This is a genomic window from Microbacterium sp. LWH12-1.2 (assembly GCF_040675825.1).
Lineage (GTDB): Bacteria > Actinomycetota > Actinomycetes > Actinomycetales > Microbacteriaceae > Microbacterium.
On the sequence record NZ_JBEGIJ010000001.1, the window covers coordinates 3,133,393 to 3,151,377 of the forward strand.

A 17,985-nucleotide genomic window follows, 5' to 3' on the forward strand; every position below is an offset into this window, starting at 1 on the left:
CGGACGAGTTCGCACGGTATAGCCAGCACCACCATCGATGCGGTGTTCTGCTGGATGGGGCCGCCGTTCGAACCTTTCTATCGTCGAAGCATGACTTCACTTCTTCCCGGTGCCGCCCCAGCGATGCCGCAATCCACCGAGGCCCTGCGCCTTGAATCCGTCGTCAAGAAGTACGGTTCCGGCGCCAACGCCGTCACCGCACTCCGCGGCGTCAACCTCACTCTCGGGCGCGGCACCTTCACCGCGATCATGGGACCGTCCGGCTCCGGCAAGAGCACGCTGTTGCACTGCGCGGCCGGTCTCGACACTCCCAGCACGGGAACGGTCCGTCTCGGCGGAACCGAGATCTCGGGGATGCGGCGCAAGGCGCTCACCGTGTTCCGACGGGACCACGTGGGCTTCGTCTTCCAGGCGTACAACCTTCTTCCGGCGCTGTCGGTGGAGGAGAACATCACACTGCCGCTGCTGCTCGCCGGCCGTTCCGTCGAGCGATCATGGCTGGACTTCCTCCTCGAATCCGTCGGCCTCGCCGATCGCCGTGACCGTCGGCCCTCCGAGCTCTCCGGCGGTCAGCAGCAGCGGGTCGCGATCGCCCGCGCGCTCGTCACCCGTCCCTACGTCGTCTTCGGCGATGAACCCACTGGCGCCCTCGACTCGCGCTCCGGCAAGCAGGTGCTCGACCTTCTCGCGCACACCGCACGCGAACTGGATCAGACGGTCGTCGTCGTCACCCACGACCCGGTGGTCGCCTCGCACGCCGATCGGGTGATCTTCCTCGCAGACGGCGCCTTCGCCGGTCACCTCGACGGAGCGAGCCCCGCGCAGATCACCGACCGCATGAGCGCGCTCGGGGAGTGGTGATGGCGACCACTCACCTCGGCTTCGGCCGACTCGTCCGCGCCGATCTGCGCCACAACCCGGGCAGCTTCGTCGGCGTCGCCGTGTCTGTGCTCGTGGCCACGGCCCTCATCACGGGTCTCGGCGTTCTCGTCGAATCCGGCATGCGCGGCGGACTCGCCCCCGAGCGTTACACGAACGCCGATGTCATCGTCGGCGGCAGCCAGGCCGTCGATGTTCCGGAAGACCTCCCGGTACCGCTCGTCGAGCGGGCATCGCTGCCGGACGACGCGGCCGACGTCATCGCCGCGCTCCCCGGCGTCGAGGCCGTCGTCGCCGACGTCACGGTCACGCTCGCCTCGGATGCAGGTCCCATCGAGGCGCATCCGTGGTCGGCATCCGCTCTGAGCGGCTTCGAGATCAGTTCGGGCAACGCACCATCGGGGCGTGACGAGGTCGTCGTCACCGCCTCATCGACCGCCGGTCTCGGCGATGTGCTGACCCTGTCGCACGGCGGCGACCGCGCCGAGTACCGCGTCGTCGGCATCGCGGATGCCGCGACCGAACCGGTGCGAATCGGGCACGTGTTCCTCAGTGAGGCCCGCATCGCGCAGCTCGACTCCGGAAACGGCGACGCCCAGATCCTCGGCGTCTTCGCCGCCGACGGCACGACGTCGCAGGCTCTGGCCGACGCCATCTCCGAACGCTTCCCCGAGGTCACCGCGCAGACGGGCGCCGGCCGGGGCGATGTCGAGTTCCTCGATTCCGGGGCGGCGCGGGCATCGCTCGTCTCCATCGGCTCCGCCTTCGCCGGCACCTGCCTTCTCGTGGCGATGTTCATCGTCTCGGGTACGCTCTCGCTGTCGGTGCAGTCGCGCCGCCGCGACTTCGCTCTGCTCCGTGCGGTCGGGGCGAGCTCCGCACAGGTGCGCCGCCTGGTCGCACGAGAGGTGCTGACGGTCTCGGCGATCGCCGCGGCGATCGGCATCGTTCCCGGATACTTCCTCGCCACCGTGCTGCAGGGCGCGTTCGTCCAGGCCGGAGTGATCCCCGGTGACTTCGCACTCGCTGCGAGCCCGATTCCGGCCGCCGTCGCAGCGCTGCTCGTGCTCGGCGCTGCGTGGGGTGCGGCTCGGATCGCCGCCAGCCGTCCGGCGAAGATCGACCCGATCGAAGCGCTGCGCGAATCGGCCACCGGCCCGACATCGGTCAGCCTCGGACGCATGATCACCGGGATCGTCTTCGCCGCTGCCGGGCTCTCGATCTCGACGGTGCCGCTCGTCGTGCGCGGTCAGAGCGCAGCGGGTGCGGCGGCGGGAGCATCGATCATCCTGATCATCGCGCTCGCGCTGCTGGGGCCCGTGCTGGTGAGCTTCACCGTGCGTTTCCTCGGAGCGGTGCTCCGGAAGACGTCGGCGGCGGGGTTCCTCGCCTCTGCGAACGGCACGGCGAACGCGCGCCGACTGGCCAGTGCGATCACCCCGATCGCCTTGGGGATCTCGCTGGGGCTCGTGCAGCTCGGCGCCCCCGCCATGATCGCCAGCGAGGCGAACGCCCAGACGCAGGCGGGTGTGATCTCCCAGCTGCGGGTGAGCGCGCCCGGCGGGCTGTCGGATGAGGGCATCCAGCTGATCGAGGAGCAGTCCGGAGTCGTCGCGGTCAACCCGGTCACGGTGAGTCAGGCCGTTCTCGATCATCACGAACTCGGAAAAGAGGAGATCACCCGCACTGCGCTCGTGCTGCAGGGCATCGATACGGATGCCGCGGAGAGCACGATGGATCTTCAGGTCAAGGAGGGCTCTCTGGACGCCCTCGCCGGCGCCGGTGAGGTCGCGCTCAGCACGGATGCCAGGCAGACCCTCGGTCTCGATGTCGGCGACCCCCTCGTCGGACGCTTCGGCGACGGGGTGCCTTTCGAGGCGGAGGTCGTCGCGATCTACGGACGTGGACTGGGATTCGGCGACATCACGATGTCGGGCGAGGTGGTTCGACAGCACACCACCAGTGCGCTGAGCGGATTCGCCCTGGTCAACGCGGGTGACGACGTCGAGAACGTGCGCACCGCACTGACGGATGCCGGATTCGTGGTCGGCGGTGGCAGCGGAGCCCAGGCGGCCGGTGCCGACGGGCGCTCGCAGCAGGGCTGGGTGAACGCGGTCGCTCTGATCGTCATCCTCGGCTACATCGCGATCGCCGTGGTGAACACACTGATGATGGCGACCGGTGAGCGGTCGCGGGAGTTCGCGCTCCTGCAGCTGATCGGTGCCTCCCGCCGTCAGGTGCGCGGCATGATGCGCACCGAGGCGGTGATGCTCGCGCTGATCGCGATGGTGTTCGGCGTCGCGATCGCCATCCCGCCGCTCATCGGAATGAGCATGGGGATCAGCGGGCAGCCGATCCCGACGCTGCCGCTCCTGCAGTCGCTGGTCGTGATCGGTTCGATGTGCGCTCTTGCGCTGGCTGCGCTGGCCGTGGCGACGCGCTCGGCGATGCGAGGTCGACCGGTCGAGGAGATCGGTTCGCGACAGTAACGCGCGAACTGCGCGGGGTGGGGCCGGATCCGCAGGGATCCGGCCCCACTTTGCGCCGTTGGGAACGCCGCGCCCCATGCCGGGGCCGGATGCGAAAGACTGGTCTCATGTCTTCCGCTCAGCTCGATTCTCTCCTCGCACGCATCGTCGACAGCGGTCTGCTCGATGAACCGGTCGCCGAGAACGGGTTGATCTACGGGCGGGCGAGCATCGACGCCGCCGGCGCCGTCGTGACGGTCAACGTCGACCCGGAACTCCAGGACGAGGACGACGAGGACGAGCTCGATCAGGACGCGCTCATCGAGGCCGTCTCGCGCATCCTCTCTGTGGGTGAATCCCGCTGGCGGGCTGTGATCGACGAGGTCGCCGAGGACATCGAGGATGCGGTCGATGACGAGCCGGTGATCGAGCAGATCGACCTGCGCGACGATCTGGAGGCCACCTCGGTCGTCGTGTTCGCCGACGCCGTGCTGCTCTCCTTCCTCGCGCCGAAGCAGTTCCCCACGTCGCGGATCTTGGTGCAGCTCGATGACGAGCTCGAGGTCGACGGTGTCGAGGTCAGAGAGCTCGACACCGCTTCCTGAACGCTTTCGAGGCGTAGGCTTCTCGTTGTGAGTCCTGAAGCAGACAGACGCTAGGTCGCGGGTCGAGTCGCACGTCGTGCGCTCCCCGCATCCTGTCGACCCCTCTTCGCTCAGTCGCTCTCCTGCGGGATGACGCGACCTCGCACGTCTGGATGCTTCATGCCCTTTTTGCTCTATGTCCTTGCTCTGGCGATCTTCGCTCAGGGCACCAGCGAGTTCATGCTCGCCGGCCTCCTCCTTCCGATCTCCGACGAGCTGGCGGTATCGCCCGCGACCGTCGGGACTCTCACCTCGGCCTTCGCCATCGGCATGGTCGTCGGCGCTCCGGCGATGGCGCTGATCGGCGCGCGCTGGAGTCCACGCCGCGCGCTCATCTCGTTTCTCCTGGTGTTCGTGCTCGCGCACGTCGTCGGCGCGATCGCCCCGTCGTTCGAGGTGCTGTTGACCACGCGAGTGATTGCGGCTCTCGCGAACGCCGGTTTCCTCGCCATCGCTCTCGCGACGGTGGGCCGTCTGGTTCCGGCAGGTCAGACGACCCGGGCCGTCGCGACACTTCTCGCCGGCACCACGCTGGCCACGATCGTCGGTGTGCCGGCGGGAGCCCTCGTCGCGAACGCGTTCGGGTGGCGGGCGACGTTCTGGGGTGTGGTGCTGCTCTGTCTGCCGGCATTGATCGCCCTGCTCCTGGATCGTTCGCTCACGCAGAACGCGGTGACACCGCGCATCCGTCTCGTCGGTGAACTCGCAGAGCTCCGTCGGCGCCCGGTGCTCGGCGCGATCGTGCTCGCTGTTCTCGTCAACGCCGCGACCTTCGGGGTCTTCACCTTCCTCGGCGTGATCGGGGCGGATGCCGGCATTGATGCCGCTCTGATTCCTCTGCTCCTCGCCGGGTTCGGGATCGGCGCGTTTCTCGGCGTCGCCGCGACCGGTCGGTGGGCGGCACGGCGAGAGCGGTCCTGGATCTCGGTCGGAACGGTCGCTCTCGCCGGCGCATGGTCGGCATTCGCGGTCCTGATCTCGTCACCCGTGATGCTGTCGCTTCTCGCGGTGCTCTGCGGGGCGCTGTCGTTCGCCGTCGGATCCGCCCTGATCGGACGCATCGTCCGGGAGGCCACGGATGCCCCTGTTCTCGGTGGGGCGTATGCGACCGTCGCCCTGAACCTCGGAGCCTTCGTCGGGCCCATCGTCGCGGGCGTCGCGTACGAGCAGGGAGGTGCCGCAAGCGTGCCATGGGCAGCGGTCGCCGCCACGCTCGCCGCCGCTCTGCTCGGCATCTGGGCGCTCGCGCCGGTACGGCAGTTCCGTCCTACGAGGTGACAAGAGCCTCTCGTCGCAAAAAGTCCCGGTATTCGAGCCGAATTCCGGGACTTCTTGCGACCGGAGCGGGCTCTTTCGCTCAACTCGGTGAGGTTCGTCCTCGCCGCACGTCGTCCGCTGCGTGCGAGACTTCGATCATGCGGGACGACGAACGCGCGCCGACCATCGAATGGAGAACGGTCGTAGAGGCGGACTTCCCGCTGCTCAGCGACTGGCTCGCGAGGCCCCATGTTCACCGCTACTGGCATCACGACTTCACGCCGGAAGGGGTGGCGAGAGACTTCGGCCCCGGTACCCGCGGTGAGGAGGCGGGCGAAGATCTCCTCGTCTTCGTCGACGGTCAGCCGACCGCGCTCATGCAGCGATCCCGCATCGCCGACTACGCCGAGGACTTCGCGGAGCTCGGCGAGATCGTCGAGGTGCCGCCGGGTGCGGTGACGATCGACTATCTCATCGCCGATCTGTCCCGCACGGGTCAGGGGCTCGGCTCGGCGATCATCCGGGCCGTGGTCGCCGATACGTGGTCGAGCTATCCGGACTGCCCTGCGATCATCGTCGGCGTCGTCGCGGGCAACGTCGCATCCTGGCGGGCGCTCGAGAAGGCCGGTTTCCGACGGGTCGGTGAAGGGGACATGGAACCGGACAACCCGATCGACGCCCCACTCCACGTCATCTCACGCATCGACAGACCGGAGAGCGGGCCTCCTCAGCGTCGGTGACCGCGCACTCCCGTCGCAAGAAGTCCTGGTATTCGAGCCGAATTCCGGGACTTTCTGCGACCGGAGCGAGTGCTCGACGCCGCAACCGGAGCGAGCGTCAGGGCACGATCGAGTCGATGTACCCGCCGTCGACGCGCACCGCGGCGCCGGTCGTGGCCGATGCCAGCGGAGAGGAGAGGTAGGCGACCATGTTCGCGATCTCCTCCGGCTCGATGAGCCGCTGCAGCAGCGACTGCGGGCGGTGCACCTTCATGAACTCGCGCTGTGCTTCGTCCCACGGCAGCGAGCGGTCGACGAGTTCGTAGACGAAGTCCTCCACGCCACCGGTGTGCGTGGGTCCGGCGAGCACCGAGTTGACGGTGACGCCGGTGCCGGCGGCATCCTTCGCGAACCCGCGGGAGACGGCGAGAAGGGCCGTCTTCGACATTCCGTAGTGGATCATCTCGGTCGGGGTGACCACGGCCGAGTCGCTCGCGATGTTCAGCACGCGTCCCCAGCCCCGCTGCGTCATGCCGGGCAGCGTCTCGCGGGTCAGCCGCACCGCCGAGAGAACGTTCACCTCGAAATAACGGCGCCACTCCTCGTCGGTGATCTCGAGCGCCGGTGTCGCTCCGAAGATGCCGAGGTTGTTCACGAGTACGTCGACGTCACCGGTCGCCTCGAGCACCGCCGTCGCGCCGGCCTCGGTCGTCACATCACCAGGAGCGGCGATGAGGTCGCGATCGGCGGACTCCGCCGTGAGGTCGGCGATGACGGATGCCACGACGTCGGGCTTTCGTCCGTTCACGGCGACGCGCGCTCCGGCATCCGCCAATGTCGCGGCGATCGCGCGCCCGATTCCCTGGGTGGAGCCGGTGACGAGGGCGGTCTTGCCGGTCAGATCGATGCGCATGGCGTCCTTTCGAGGCGGATCAGGATGACTGTACGTGCAACCGCGCCGACCCTCGAGGTCTTCCCGTCTCAGCGTCGACTGCGCGCGACGTAGACCGTGTTGGAAGAGACGCCGCCGGTGACGGGGTTGTCGAAGTCGACGATGTGGGCAGCGGTGTCGTCGAACACCGCGTCGAGTTCGACCATGAAGACGTCGTCGGGCGGGTCATCCGACCAGAGTGCGAAGACGCCGCCAGAAGCGAGGTGTCGGTCGAGTCGGCGTAGACCGGCAGCGTCGTAGAGGTCGGCGTGCGTGGGATCCAGCTGATGGCGCGGCGAGTGATCCACGTCGAGCAGGATGGCCGAGTAACCCGGATGCCCCTCCGCGGGTTCCGCGCGCATGACGGCGAAGAAATCGTCCTCGACCAGGGTCGTGCGCGGGTCGCCGACGAGTTCGGTCGACGCCGGCAGCAGCATCCGTTCGTGCCAGCCGATCACCGCGCCGAGCCGGTCGATCACCGTGAGCGCACGCACCCGGTCGTCGCGCAACGCGGCGACCGCCGTGTACCCGAGGCCGAGGCCACCGACCAGCACCGACAGATCGTCGCCATCGACGGCGGCGAGGCCGAGGTTCGCGAGTTCTTCCTCTGCGACGGTGAACAGGCTCGACATCAGGTACTCGTCACCGAGCTTGACCTCGTAGATCTCCTGGCCGACCGCCGGCTCCGTGCGGCGCCGCAGCATGAGGTCCCCGATCGGGGTCTGCTGCCAGTCAAGTTCCTCGAACCGAGTGATCACGCGGCATCCCTCCGTCGGTGATCACCCTACCGCGGCGCCGCCTCCGTCCCGGCTCAGAGCCATCTCTTGTACTTGAACACCCCGTACAGCGCGACCGCGAACGCCGCCATCCCACCGATCGCGAGCGGGTAGCCGAAGCTCCAGTGCAGCTCCGGCATCACGTCGAAGTTCATGCCGTACACGGTGCCGACCAGCGTCGGCGCGAAGATGATCGCCGCCCACGAGGAGATCTTCTTGATCTCGTCGTTCTGCGCCAGGCTCGCGTCGGACTGCCGGCGCGAGACCAGGGCGGAGTGCACGGTGAGCGCGTTCTCCAGGATCGCGCGGAACGAGTCCACCCGCTCGTTGACCCGGATGACGTGGTCGAGCACATCGCGCAGCGACCGCTGCAGCTCTTCGTCGATGCGGTACTTGTCGGATCCTCGGCGCAGCCACTCGAGCATCCCGCTCAGCGGATGCACCGCCCGCTGGAAGTTGATGACCTCGCGCGAGAGCTGGTAGATGCGCCGGGAGAGAGCGTCGTCGTCGCTGTCGCCGAACAGCTGGTCCTCGATCTCGTCGATGTCGTTCTCGAGACCGGCGACGATCGGCTCGTACTCGTCGACGACCTCGTCGAGGATCGCGTAGAGCACGGCCTCGGGGCCCATCGCGAGCAGCTCGGGGTTCGCCTCCATGCGTCGGCGCACGGCCGCGAGATTCGGCGACTCGGCGTGCCGGATCGTCACGACGAAGTCGGGGCCGATGAACAGGTGCAGCTCGCCGAACTCGATCGACTCCTGCTCGTCGCGGTAGCGGGCGGGGCGCAGCACCGCGAAGAGGGTGTCGCCGTAGCGCTCCACCTTCGAGCGCTGGTGACCGGAGAGAGCGTCCTCCACGGCGAGCGGATGCAGGTCGAATTCGCGTGCGACCGACGCGACCTCCTGCGGGCTCGGCCGGTACAGGCCGATCCACGCGATGCCGCCGAGCGCACCGAGAGTGCGCGATGTGTCGTCGAGGTTGGTCAGGGTCTCCACGCGACGTCCGTAGACGTATACGCCGTTGTCGATGAGCGCCATGATGCGCTTCCGTTCTCGCAGGCGCACGGCAGCTTCAGGCTGAGTGCGCAGTTTTCGTCAGGGGTGCGGGGATGACGCCGCCGACGGCTGCAGAGAAGGACGTGCGAATGCGGAGCGGATGCTCAACGCGCAAGCGCAGGGAGTCGCGACGCAGCGAGGGCGGCGCCGTAACTATCGTCGGACATCGCCATCACCGCCTTTCGGACTCTCGGGGGCCTTTGGCCCGATTCGACAGCTTACTCCTGCGAATCGAGCGCAGGATGCCAGGATGCCGGGAGGCCGCGACAAGGAGAACAATGACGACCTCCCCCATCAAGAAGACGTACCAGGCATTGCGTACCCGCCCGCTCGGCATGCGGATCTTCAGCGCGATCGTGAGCATGAAGGCTCCGTACTTCCGCACCATCCGCCCCATGATCGTCTCGCTCGAGCCGGGGCGCGGCGAAGCGCGCATCCGCGACCGGTGGGGAGTGCACAATCACATCGGCACCGTGCACGCCATCGCGTGCTGCAACCTGGCCGAGCTCGTGGCCGGCACCACCATCGACTTCTCGCTGCCGGAGACGCACCGCTGGATCCCCAAGGGCATGAACGTCGGGTACCTCCTGAAGGCGAAGGGCACGCTCACCGCCGTCGGCACGATCGAGGGACTGGAGACGCTGGCCGCGGATGAGGCGCGTGACGTGATCGTCTCCGTCGATGTCACCGATCCCGGTGGCGCGGTCGTGGTGCACGCCGACATCACGATGTGGGTGACGCCGCGGCGGACCGCATCGAGCGGGGTCTGACGACCGCGGGAGGCGCGTCGCTGTAGCGTGGCTCGGATGACCTTCAGCGCATTCGAGACGTACGCGGCCGAGAAGGGGATCTCGGCGTCGGTCCTCCCTGAGCCGCAGAACAGCGACTACGAATCGGGTCGGATCGAGATCGACGGCGCTGCGTGGCACATCCGCACGGCGCGGAACACGCCGACCAAGCCGGGGGCGTTCGTCGCGTTCTGGCGACGGGACGATGACGGCAAGACCGTGCCGTTCGGCAGCAGCGATACCGCCGCCGGTCTGCTCGTCTTCGTGGAGCAGGGAGGCGGCCGCGGACTGTTCCGGTTCACCGCCGAGCATCTTGCGGAGCTGGGCATCACATCGGTGCGAGGCCCCGGCAAGCGCGGATTCCGTCTGTATCCGAGCTGGTGCGAGGGACTGAACCGTCAGGCGACCGCCACTCAGCGCGCGCAGGCGCCGGCATTCCAGGAATACTGACCCACCAGGGCTTCGGCCCTGGCGCGTTGTCTCCTCGCTGCTCGAGCCAGAGGGTGATGGCTCGGAGGCCGGATTCGCCGCGGTAGGTGTCAATTCAGGCTTCCACGACGTCGCGGCAGTTGTGGTCCTCGCCGTCCGGTCGATCACCCGACAGCTGAGGAGAAATGCCTAACCGTCGAGCTTGCCGGGATAATGTGAAATGACATTCAAAAATTTGGAGGGACTCGATGCATAAGCGGCCTCAGATTGCCCCTGTGACAGACCCTTTGTCGGTCGCAACGCTCGCCGCCCTGCGTGGGCGTGAATCGCTGACGGTTTCCGAGATAGCGGGGTTGACCGGCTTGTCGCGTCCGACAGTGCTGGCGGCGGCGACGGATCTGGAGCGCCACGGCTTGGTCAAGCGATTGAGCCCAGCAGTTCCCATGGGGGCTGGGCGGCCAGCCGTGCGCTTCGGATTCGCTGCGGACGCTGCCGTGATCGCCGGGGTGGACATCGGTGTGCACAAGATCGTCGTGCTGTTGCAAGATCTCAACGGCGAAACGGTGGGTGAGCAACGAGTCGAGACCTCGGCGAGTCTGACAGGATCGGTGAGAGTCAGGGCCGTCGTCGATGCGATTGCCCAGGCGGTCGATGCGAACGGCCATCATGCGAAGTTGCTCGCTGTTGGCCTCGGCGCGCCGGGCCTCAGCGATGCCTCCGGGCGGATCACGTTCTCGCCCGCGCTCCCGGAATGGGAGGGGATCGATCTCGGTCCGCAGGTCAGCAGGATGCTGAATTGCGAGGTCCTTGTCGAGAGCGACACGTTGGTCGCCACCCTCGGCGAGTTCCGATACGGCGCAGGCAGGGGAACGAATGATTTCGTGTATCTGCTCGCAGGCTTCCGAACAGCAGCCGGGTCAGTAATCGGAGGTCGTATTCACAGAGGGACGTCCGGTGCCGCCGGTGCCGTCGGTGAGATGAGGATCCTCGAGTGGGCGGACTCCTTCGCGCGCTTGATCTCCGACTACGCCGCGGCGACCGGCGCTCAGGAGGGGACGGCGCTCGAAGTGTTCGAGGCCGCGCGTGACGGTAATCCCGGAGCGATCGCCGCGGTTGAGCGCTATGCGAATGCGGTCGCGGTGGGTCTCGCCGCGTTGTCTCTCGCAATCGACCCAGAACTCATCGTTGTCGGTGGTGGTATCTCCAAGGCCGGTCCGTCCCTGGCAGCTGCTATCAGGCGCCGGCTCGCTGTGCATGCGGCCGTCCTTCACCCGCGTGTCGAGATCTCGGAGCTCGGTGACCGAGCAGTAGCGGTAGGTGCTGCGCGCCTCGCGCTTGACCACGTCGAGTCTCGCGTGCTCGGGCTGGTCGCCGACTTCTGAACCCGCAGATACACGGTTTTCCCGGTGTGAGCAGTCGAGCTAGAAATAATGGAAGTCGGATTCATATTTGTGTATATTGATCCGTGAACCGTTCTCTGGCTGCACCAGCGACCAGAGTGCGGGCGCATCCAGATATCAGGCTCCTCGCCGCGATGCGACAACGACGAAGTTGCTCCAAGATCACGAAGGGATCTCCCATGAAGGCACAGCACACGGCGGCCGCCGCCAGCGCAATCGCGCTTGCGCTCGGACTCACACTCGTCGGCTGCGCACCCGGCTCAGGCGGCCAGAGTGCGAGCGAGGCGCAGGCGGTTTCGACCGATGTCGGCTCCGAGAAAGTCACGATTAAGATCGTCTCCACGCCCGAGTCCGGTGCACCGCTGCCCGCGATCATCGAGGCGTTCAACGAGAAGTACCCGAACATCACGGTCGAGCACCAGGAGACCACTTTCGACGAGTACAACAAGCAGCTTCCGCTGCAGCTCGCGTCGAACAGCTCACCCGACATCGTGCTCGTCAACATCACCGGGAATCTGGCGAAGGACGGCCTGATCCTCAACTTGAACGACTACGTAGATGCATACGGCTGGGATGACGTGTACTCCGCGGGCCAGCTGGGGGACTACGCGGTCGGCGAGGACCTCGTGAGCGCCGGTGGCGCCAACCAGATCGCATTGCCCACGGGGTTCTTCCACGTCGGCGTGTATTACAACAAGGAACTCCTCGCGAAGGCTGGCGTCACCGAACTCCCGCAGTCGCTCGAAGAATTCGAAGCGGCTCTTGCGAAGGCGAAGAATGCTGGCGTCCTCCCGATCCAGTTCGGCAATGCACAGGGGCACGCCGGATTCACGATCCAGGAGATCGGGCAGTCCACAGGCGGCGCTTCCGAATGGCGCGATTGGGTGTGGGGAAAGCCCGGCAACACGTTCGACACACCCGCCAACCGCACGGCCGTCGACAAGCTTGTCGAGTGGAATGAGAGCGGCTACTTCCCCTCTTCGACGGAGGTGAATGGGACCGACCTCGGCGAAGCGGTCGGTAAGTTCACTGCCGGTGAGGGAATGTTCTTCATCGACGGGAACTGGGACTCCGCTGCTATCGACGACGCGATGGGAGAGAACGCCGGCTTCTTCAGCTTCCCGGGCACCAAACCGACCGGCGCGGGCGGCAGCATCGCCTATGCGATCTCCGAGAAGAGCAAGCACAAGAATGCGGCTGCGGCATTCCTGGATTTCTTCCACTCTTCTGAAGCCTCTGCAGCGATCTTCGCCGCGGGGTTCCTCCCGCAGGATACGAGCAAGCTCAGCCCGAAGGCTGGCGTCATTGACGACATCGTGAACAGCTTTGCTGCCACGAGCGCGGCGGACGGCTCCGTCACAGCATTCGCCGGAGCGACCGTGAGCATGAACGACACGTTCATTCGTGAAACCCAGGATCTCATCGCGGGGCGGACCACGGCGAGTGAACTGATCGAGGCAGTCCAACAGGACTGGGACTCGGTGCACGGATAAAACATGTCCTTGCCCCGATCCGGGCGGCGGACGCGAGGTGGAGTCGCATGGCTCTACCTCGCCCCGGCGGCCGCCTTCTACCTCGCGTTCGTCATCTACCCCTATGTCAACAGCCTCTGGTACTCGTTCTTTGAATGGAACGGTGTCGGCCTGGCGACCTGGGTCGGCCTCGAGAACTACGTCAGGGTCTTTACGGAGCCTGAGCAGTTCGCCGCACTCCTCAACGCCGTGCTCCTCATCTTCTTCTTCACGGTGTTGCCGATCACCTTCGCGCTGATCCTGGCGGCGGTCTTCGCACGGCGCCGCCACAGCTGGGGTGCAGTCCGGGCGATCGTGTTCCTCCCGCAGATCGTCCCGCTCGTCGCAGTCGGAGTGGCGTGGCGCTGGATCTACTCCGAGGATGGGCTGTTGAATCAGGCCCTCGAAACGGTCGGACTCGGCGTGTTCGCCCGGGCCTGGCTGGGCGACTACACCTGGGCGTTCCCCGCCGTCGGCCTCGTCGGCACGTGGGTCAGCACTGGGCTCTGCCTCGTGCTGCTGCTCTCGGGGATCCAGAAGATCGACCCGGGCCTGTATGAAGCGGTCCGACTCGACGGTGGCGGCGCCATCACGGAGTTCTTCACGGTGACCCTGCCGCAGCTCCGCGGCGAGATCGCGGTAGCGGCGACGCTAACGGTGATCTCCGCCCTGGCGAGTTTTGACGTCGTCTACATCATGACTCGGGGTGGCCCGGGAACGCAGACGATGGTTCCCGGCGTCGAGATCTACAACCAGGCGTTCACGAACGGCCGTGTGGGGCAGGCATCCGCCCTTGCCATCGTGTTGAGCCTGTTGGTCTACCTCGTCGTCATCCTTATCAACGGCCTGGTACGGGAGAAGAAATGATCCGCTCACGTCTCGAGGTCGTCATTGCGCCGGCCTTCCTGATCGCCGTCGCCGCAGCCATCATGGTGCCGTTCGTCGCGATCTTCGCGGCGGCGCTGCAACCTGCAGGCTCCATCGTTCGGGGAGTGAGCTGGCCTGCCCAACCGGCGTGGGGGAACTTTGCGAGGGCGTGGACCGACGGTGGGTTCCTCAGCCTCTTCATGTCGAGTGCCATCGTTGCGGTCGCCGTGGTGATCATCGGCGTGATCATGGCGAGCCTCGCGGGATACGCCATGGGAACCATGACTTTCCGGGGCCGGGCGGCGGTGCTCGCCGTGTTTCTCGCCGGGCTTACCCTCCCGTACGAGGTCGTCGTCGTGCCGCTGTTCTACATGTTCCGGCCGCTCGGGATCCTCGACACCTACTTCGCACTGATCTTGCCGCTCCTCGGACTTTTCATGCCCTTCGGCGTCTTCTGGATGCGCACGCACTTCGACTCCGTGCCGAAATCACTGCTGGAGGCCGGCGAGATCGACGGAGCGAACCATTGGCAGGTGTTCTGGCGCATCCTGATGCCGACCGCGCGCCCAGCAATTGGAACGCTCGCGCTCCTCTTCTTCCTGTGGAGCTGGAACCAGTATCTGCTGGCACTGATCCTCATCCAGGACGCGAGCCATCGCACCGCGCCTGCCGGACTCGGGCAGTTCATCACGCAGCACGGCAAGGATGTCCCGCTTCTGGCGGCCGGAACGATCATCGTCATGATCCCGGTGCTCATCGTGTTCCTCATCTTCCAGCGCCAACTGATCCGCGGGTTCCTGCAGGGAGCCGTCAAGGAATGAACATCGCTGTCTCCGCCCCCGCCACACCATCGAAAGGACTGTCCGTGGCTTCGCCTCGCACCATCCACGTTCTGCAGAAGACCCACCTCGACATCGGATACACGGATTATCCGGCGACCGTGATCGCACGATATGTCGACGAGTTCATTCCGGCAGCGATCGCCCTTGCAGACCGTCTCGCCGAGGGGGGCAGTCAAGAGCAATTCACCTGGACTACCGGTTCGTGGCTTGTCAGTCACGCGCTGCGCAACGGAACCGAGCAGCAACGCAGCAACGTCGACCGAGCCATCCGGGAAGGCAAGATCGCATGGCACGCAATGCCGATGACGATCCAGAGCGAGCTCACCGATCGCAGCCTCTTCGAGTTCGGTCTCGGCATCTCGCAGGAGCTTGATCGCATATATGGGCGCTCGACGGTGGCGGCGAAGATGACGGACGTGCCAGGCCACACCGTCGGCGTGGTTCCGCTGCTCCGTGCAGGGGGCGTGGAACTCCTGCATCTCGGCGTGAACCCGGTCAGTGCGGTACCTGACGTTCCGGACGCATTCCGCTGGCGAGCACCTGACGGATCGGAGATCGTCGTCATCTATGAGGGGGACTATGGAACCTCCCGCATCGACCCCGAGAAACTCACGATGGTCGGGGATCAAGCGCTCTACATTGCCTTCACGAACGACAACTATGGTCCTCCGACGGAGTCGTCGGTCATGGCTGTCTATGACGAACTCCGGACCAACTACCCGGACGCCGAGATCATGAGTTCCACGCTCGACCAGTTCGCAGTGGCGATCAACGAGTTCCGCGATGACCTGCCCTGCATCGAAAGCGAGATCGGCGACACCTGGATCCACGGCGTCGCGAGCGACCCGCAGGTGCTGTCGCGATACCGTCGTCTGTCACGCGCACACGATGCATGGACACACGGGTCCCCCGCACCACTCTCCGCCGATCAGATGGCAGATCTCGGCGAGGGACTGCTGCTTGTCGCCGAGCACACGTGGGGAGAATCCGGACAGGTGTTCCTGCCGGACTTCGTGAACTACGAGAAGTCGGCCTTCCAAGCAGCCAGAAAACGCGACGAGATCGACATCTCGGCGAACCCCGAGCGCTACGCACCGCAACTCGAGGCGGCCCTCAAGGTTCGGCCGCAACAGGGCTGGTCGTACTCGGCGTATGAACAGTCGTGGCAGGACAAGCGAGACTTCCTGGAGCACGCAATTGAGCGTCTACCTGAAGCGGCTCGATCCGCCGTTCAGGCGGCGATCGCTCCTCCGGTGAGGTCGGCTGAGCCCGCGGATTCTGTACCGGTTCTCGGAGACACGAAGCTCGGCGCGTTCGAGGTCGCAATCGCCGAGGACGGCGCGTTGAGCCTGCTCCGAGACCGTTCGGGCCACGACTGGGCGGCGCAGCAGCCCATCGGGCAGTACCGCTACGAGAGTTTCGCGCCAGAGGACTACCAGGTGTGGTTCGACAACTACTGCCGCCGCCTCGACCTGCACGCCGGTTGGGCGGTTGCCGACTTCGGAAAGCCGGGCTTCGAGTCCGGCACGCCCGCCCCTCGAAGAGAGGTGTTCCGGCCTTTCGTTCTCGACGCCCGGACCTGGCGGGAGGGAACTGCAGACGTGTTGCGTGTGACCGCCGCGATGTCAGTGGATGCTGCGGAACGCCTGGGTGCGCCTCGCATCGTCGAGATCGACTACCGGGCGTCAGACGACTGCTCGGGGCTTTCGATCGAACTGCGCGTCAGCCAGAAGGATGCGAATCGGCTCCCTGAGGCGAGTTGGTTCTCATTGGCGCCGTCGGTCGCCGAGACAGAAGGTTGGCGCATGCGCAAGCTCGGAATGCTCATCGACCCAAGCGATGTCGTGCGTGACGGAAACCGTCGGATGCATGCCGTGGAAGCGCTCGAGCACGCGGCGGAAGACGTGATGATCACCAGCCTCGACGCGGCTGTGGTTGCGATCGGCGAACAGAATCTGCTCCACTACGGCAACGCGTACGGCAACCTTCGAGAGGGGTTCCACTTCTTGCTCCACAACAACGTGTGGGGTACGAACTACCGGATGTGGTTCGAGGAAGATCAAACATACGAGTTCCGGTTGGAGTTCCCGAGCGCCTCTTTGCCTCACTGAGAAATCCATCCGGTGTGACCGGTCTCAGGCTCAGTGCGCAACTCTCGTGGGCGAACGCACGATTGCGGCGGGACGTGAGTACCTTGCGATCTTCGCGTCGATCGGCGTTCGCCCCGCCAACCCACCGCCTGAAAAAGGAGGACCTGCGCACAATGGGAACCGACACCAACGACGGTGATCTCGACACTGTCTCGATGCGGGGCGAGGTCCGTGCGCGGGACTCGAGCCGACGCAAGGGTGTGCGCAAGGGGTCGAGGGCGGTATCAGCGAACGAGGCATCCGCCATCGACGAGGTGCGGTGAAGATTGTGACAGGTTTCATTCCTCGCAGGCACGGAGGACGGGTCGTGCTCGTAACCGGAGGCTCTCAGGGCATCGGCCGCGGAATCGCGGAGACTCTTGCACGTGAAGGCGCCTCCGTCGTCGTGCACGGGCTCACCGAGGACTACGTCGACGAGACCGTTGAACACATCCGTGCCGTGGGCGGGACCGCTCTCGGAACTTTCGGCCCGATCGAAGAGGAGCGGACGGCGAAGAATGCCGTCGGAGCAGCTCTTGAGGCGTTCGGTCGGCTCGACCACCTGGTTACCGCGGCGGGCATCCAGCGGTACGGCGACACGATCTCCACCTCGCTTGAAACTTGGGGAGAGGTGTTCGACGTGAATGTGCGGGGCGTCTTCCTCGCCACCCGCGCGGCGCTGCTGGAGATTCGACGGAACGTCGGAACTGTGACGATCGTCTCGTCGGTTCAGGCAACGGCGACGCAGGCCTCCGTGGTCGCGTACGCAGCCAGTAAAGGCGCGCTCAATGCACTCTGCCGCGCAATGGCTGTCGACGAAGCCAAATACGGCGTGCGAGTCAACTCGGTCGCCCCAGGTTCGGTCGACACGCCGATGCTCCGCTCCGCGGCGGCGATGTGGTCCGACGGAACCGGGCAAGGGGTCGAGCAGACGATTGCGGACTGGGGCGCCGCCCACGCACTCGGAAGAGTCGCCCGGCCGAGCGAGATCGGCACCGCGGTCTCGTTCCTCGCCAGCGATGCCGCCAGCTTCGTCACCGGTGCAGAGCTTCGTGTCGATGGTGGTCTCCTGGCGCGGATCGCCGCCGCGCTGCCTACGAACACCGACCGCAGGCACGACTAGACCCAAGGGCGTCCCCCCAAAGAAGCTCCGTCTGTCCGCGAGTGTGAGCACGCCGATGATCACCGTTTTGTGTCTAAGTTTTTAAATTTCCTGCACGGCGGAGACTGAGCAGGTCCCAGACGGTGCTTGACCCAAATGCAGGCATCAGATAGGTTCAGATCGAGATA

Annotated in this window: 17 protein-coding genes; 14 read left to right on the plus strand and 3 right to left on the minus strand. The window is 65.9% G+C overall.

Annotated features, from left to right (window positions below):
* The first annotated feature begins 90 nt into the window (after positions 1 to 90).
* The 5 genes from MRBLWH12_RS14950 to MRBLWH12_RS14970 all read left to right on the plus strand — a co-directional run bounded on the left by MRBLWH12_RS14950 (position 91) and on the right by MRBLWH12_RS14970 (position 5,988).
* Positions 91 to 861: an ABC transporter ATP-binding protein gene (locus tag MRBLWH12_RS14950; RefSeq protein WP_363550309.1), complete on the plus strand. Its 771-nt coding sequence runs from the start codon at positions 91 to 93 to the stop codon at positions 859 to 861.
* Positions 861 to 3,368: an FtsX-like permease family protein gene (locus tag MRBLWH12_RS14955; RefSeq protein WP_363550312.1), complete on the plus strand. Its 2,508-nt coding sequence runs from the start codon at positions 861 to 863 to the stop codon at positions 3,366 to 3,368. Before MRBLWH12_RS14950 ends, MRBLWH12_RS14955 begins: the two co-directional genes overlap by 1 nt.
* Before the next feature lie 107 nt (positions 3,369 to 3,475).
* Complete coding sequence (locus MRBLWH12_RS14960; protein WP_363550315.1) at positions 3,476 to 3,952, plus strand: cytochrome C5; 477 nt, start codon at positions 3,476 to 3,478, stop codon at positions 3,950 to 3,952.
* Positions 3,953 to 4,111: 159 nt separating this feature from the next.
* Positions 4,112 to 5,269 (plus strand): MFS transporter, encoded by a 1,158-nt coding sequence (locus MRBLWH12_RS14965; protein ID WP_363550317.1) that lies wholly within the window; start codon positions 4,112 to 4,114, stop codon positions 5,267 to 5,269.
* 137 nt (positions 5,270 to 5,406) lie between these two features.
* The gene (locus tag MRBLWH12_RS14970; protein WP_363550320.1) at positions 5,407 to 5,988 is read left to right on the plus strand and encodes a GNAT family N-acetyltransferase; all 582 of its coding nucleotides are present in this window, start codon (positions 5,407 to 5,409) and stop codon (positions 5,986 to 5,988) included.
* A 97-nt stretch (positions 5,989 to 6,085) separates the two neighbouring features.
* Here MRBLWH12_RS14970 and MRBLWH12_RS14975 read toward each other — a convergent pair whose 3' ends face one another.
* The 3 genes from MRBLWH12_RS14975 to corA all read right to left on the minus strand — a co-directional run bounded on the left by MRBLWH12_RS14975 (position 6,086) and on the right by corA (position 8,711).
* The gene (locus MRBLWH12_RS14975) at positions 6,086 to 6,880 is read right to left on the minus strand and encodes an SDR family NAD(P)-dependent oxidoreductase (protein ID WP_363550323.1); all 795 of its coding nucleotides are present in this window, start codon (positions 6,878 to 6,880) and stop codon (positions 6,086 to 6,088) included.
* 68 nt (positions 6,881 to 6,948) lie between these two features.
* Complete coding sequence (locus tag MRBLWH12_RS14980) at positions 6,949 to 7,656, minus strand: spermidine synthase (protein WP_363550326.1); 708 nt, start codon at positions 7,654 to 7,656, stop codon at positions 6,949 to 6,951.
* A gap of 53 nt (positions 7,657 to 7,709) precedes the next feature.
* Entirely contained in the window at positions 7,710 to 8,711 is a 1,002-nt protein-coding gene (gene corA / locus MRBLWH12_RS14985) for a magnesium/cobalt transporter CorA (RefSeq protein ID WP_363550328.1), read from the minus strand.
* A gap of 296 nt (positions 8,712 to 9,007) precedes the next feature.
* On the opposite strand from corA, the gene MRBLWH12_RS14990 reads away from it, so the two are divergent.
* The 9 genes from MRBLWH12_RS14990 to MRBLWH12_RS15030 all read left to right on the plus strand — a co-directional run bounded on the left by MRBLWH12_RS14990 (position 9,008) and on the right by MRBLWH12_RS15030 (position 17,818).
* Positions 9,008 to 9,499 (plus strand): hotdog fold domain-containing protein, encoded by a 492-nt coding sequence (locus tag MRBLWH12_RS14990; RefSeq protein WP_341976482.1) that lies wholly within the window; start codon positions 9,008 to 9,010, stop codon positions 9,497 to 9,499.
* 36 nt (positions 9,500 to 9,535) lie between these two features.
* Positions 9,536 to 9,967: a MepB family protein gene (locus MRBLWH12_RS14995; RefSeq protein WP_363550331.1), complete on the plus strand. Its 432-nt coding sequence runs from the start codon at positions 9,536 to 9,538 to the stop codon at positions 9,965 to 9,967.
* A 254-nt stretch (positions 9,968 to 10,221) separates the two neighbouring features.
* A complete protein-coding gene (locus MRBLWH12_RS15000; protein WP_363550334.1) occupies positions 10,222 to 11,328 on the plus strand; it encodes an ROK family transcriptional regulator in 1,107 nt (368 codons plus the stop codon).
* A 197-nt stretch (positions 11,329 to 11,525) separates the two neighbouring features.
* The gene (locus MRBLWH12_RS15005; RefSeq protein WP_363550337.1) at positions 11,526 to 12,839 is read left to right on the plus strand and encodes an ABC transporter substrate-binding protein; all 1,314 of its coding nucleotides are present in this window, start codon (positions 11,526 to 11,528) and stop codon (positions 12,837 to 12,839) included.
* Between the two features lie 3 nt (positions 12,840 to 12,842).
* The gene (locus MRBLWH12_RS15010) at positions 12,843 to 13,724 is read left to right on the plus strand and encodes a carbohydrate ABC transporter permease (RefSeq protein ID WP_363550340.1); all 882 of its coding nucleotides are present in this window, start codon (positions 12,843 to 12,845) and stop codon (positions 13,722 to 13,724) included.
* Complete coding sequence (locus MRBLWH12_RS15015; protein WP_363550343.1) at positions 13,721 to 14,545, plus strand: carbohydrate ABC transporter permease; 825 nt, start codon at positions 13,721 to 13,723, stop codon at positions 14,543 to 14,545. The genes MRBLWH12_RS15010 and MRBLWH12_RS15015 overlap by 4 nt, the downstream gene beginning before the upstream one ends.
* Positions 14,546 to 14,589: 44 nt before the next feature.
* On the plus strand, positions 14,590 to 16,677 hold the full coding sequence (locus MRBLWH12_RS15020) for a DUF5054 domain-containing protein (RefSeq protein WP_363550346.1): 2,088 nt from the start codon (positions 14,590 to 14,592) through the stop codon (positions 16,675 to 16,677).
* A gap of 152 nt (positions 16,678 to 16,829) precedes the next feature.
* Positions 16,830 to 16,979, plus strand: coding sequence for a hypothetical protein (locus MRBLWH12_RS15025; protein ID WP_363550349.1), 150 nt, complete (start codon positions 16,830 to 16,832; stop codon positions 16,977 to 16,979).
* A 44-nt stretch (positions 16,980 to 17,023) separates the two neighbouring features.
* The gene (locus tag MRBLWH12_RS15030; protein ID WP_363550352.1) at positions 17,024 to 17,818 is read left to right on the plus strand and encodes an SDR family NAD(P)-dependent oxidoreductase; all 795 of its coding nucleotides are present in this window, start codon (positions 17,024 to 17,026) and stop codon (positions 17,816 to 17,818) included.
* Positions 17,819 to 17,985: the final 167 nt, after the last annotated feature.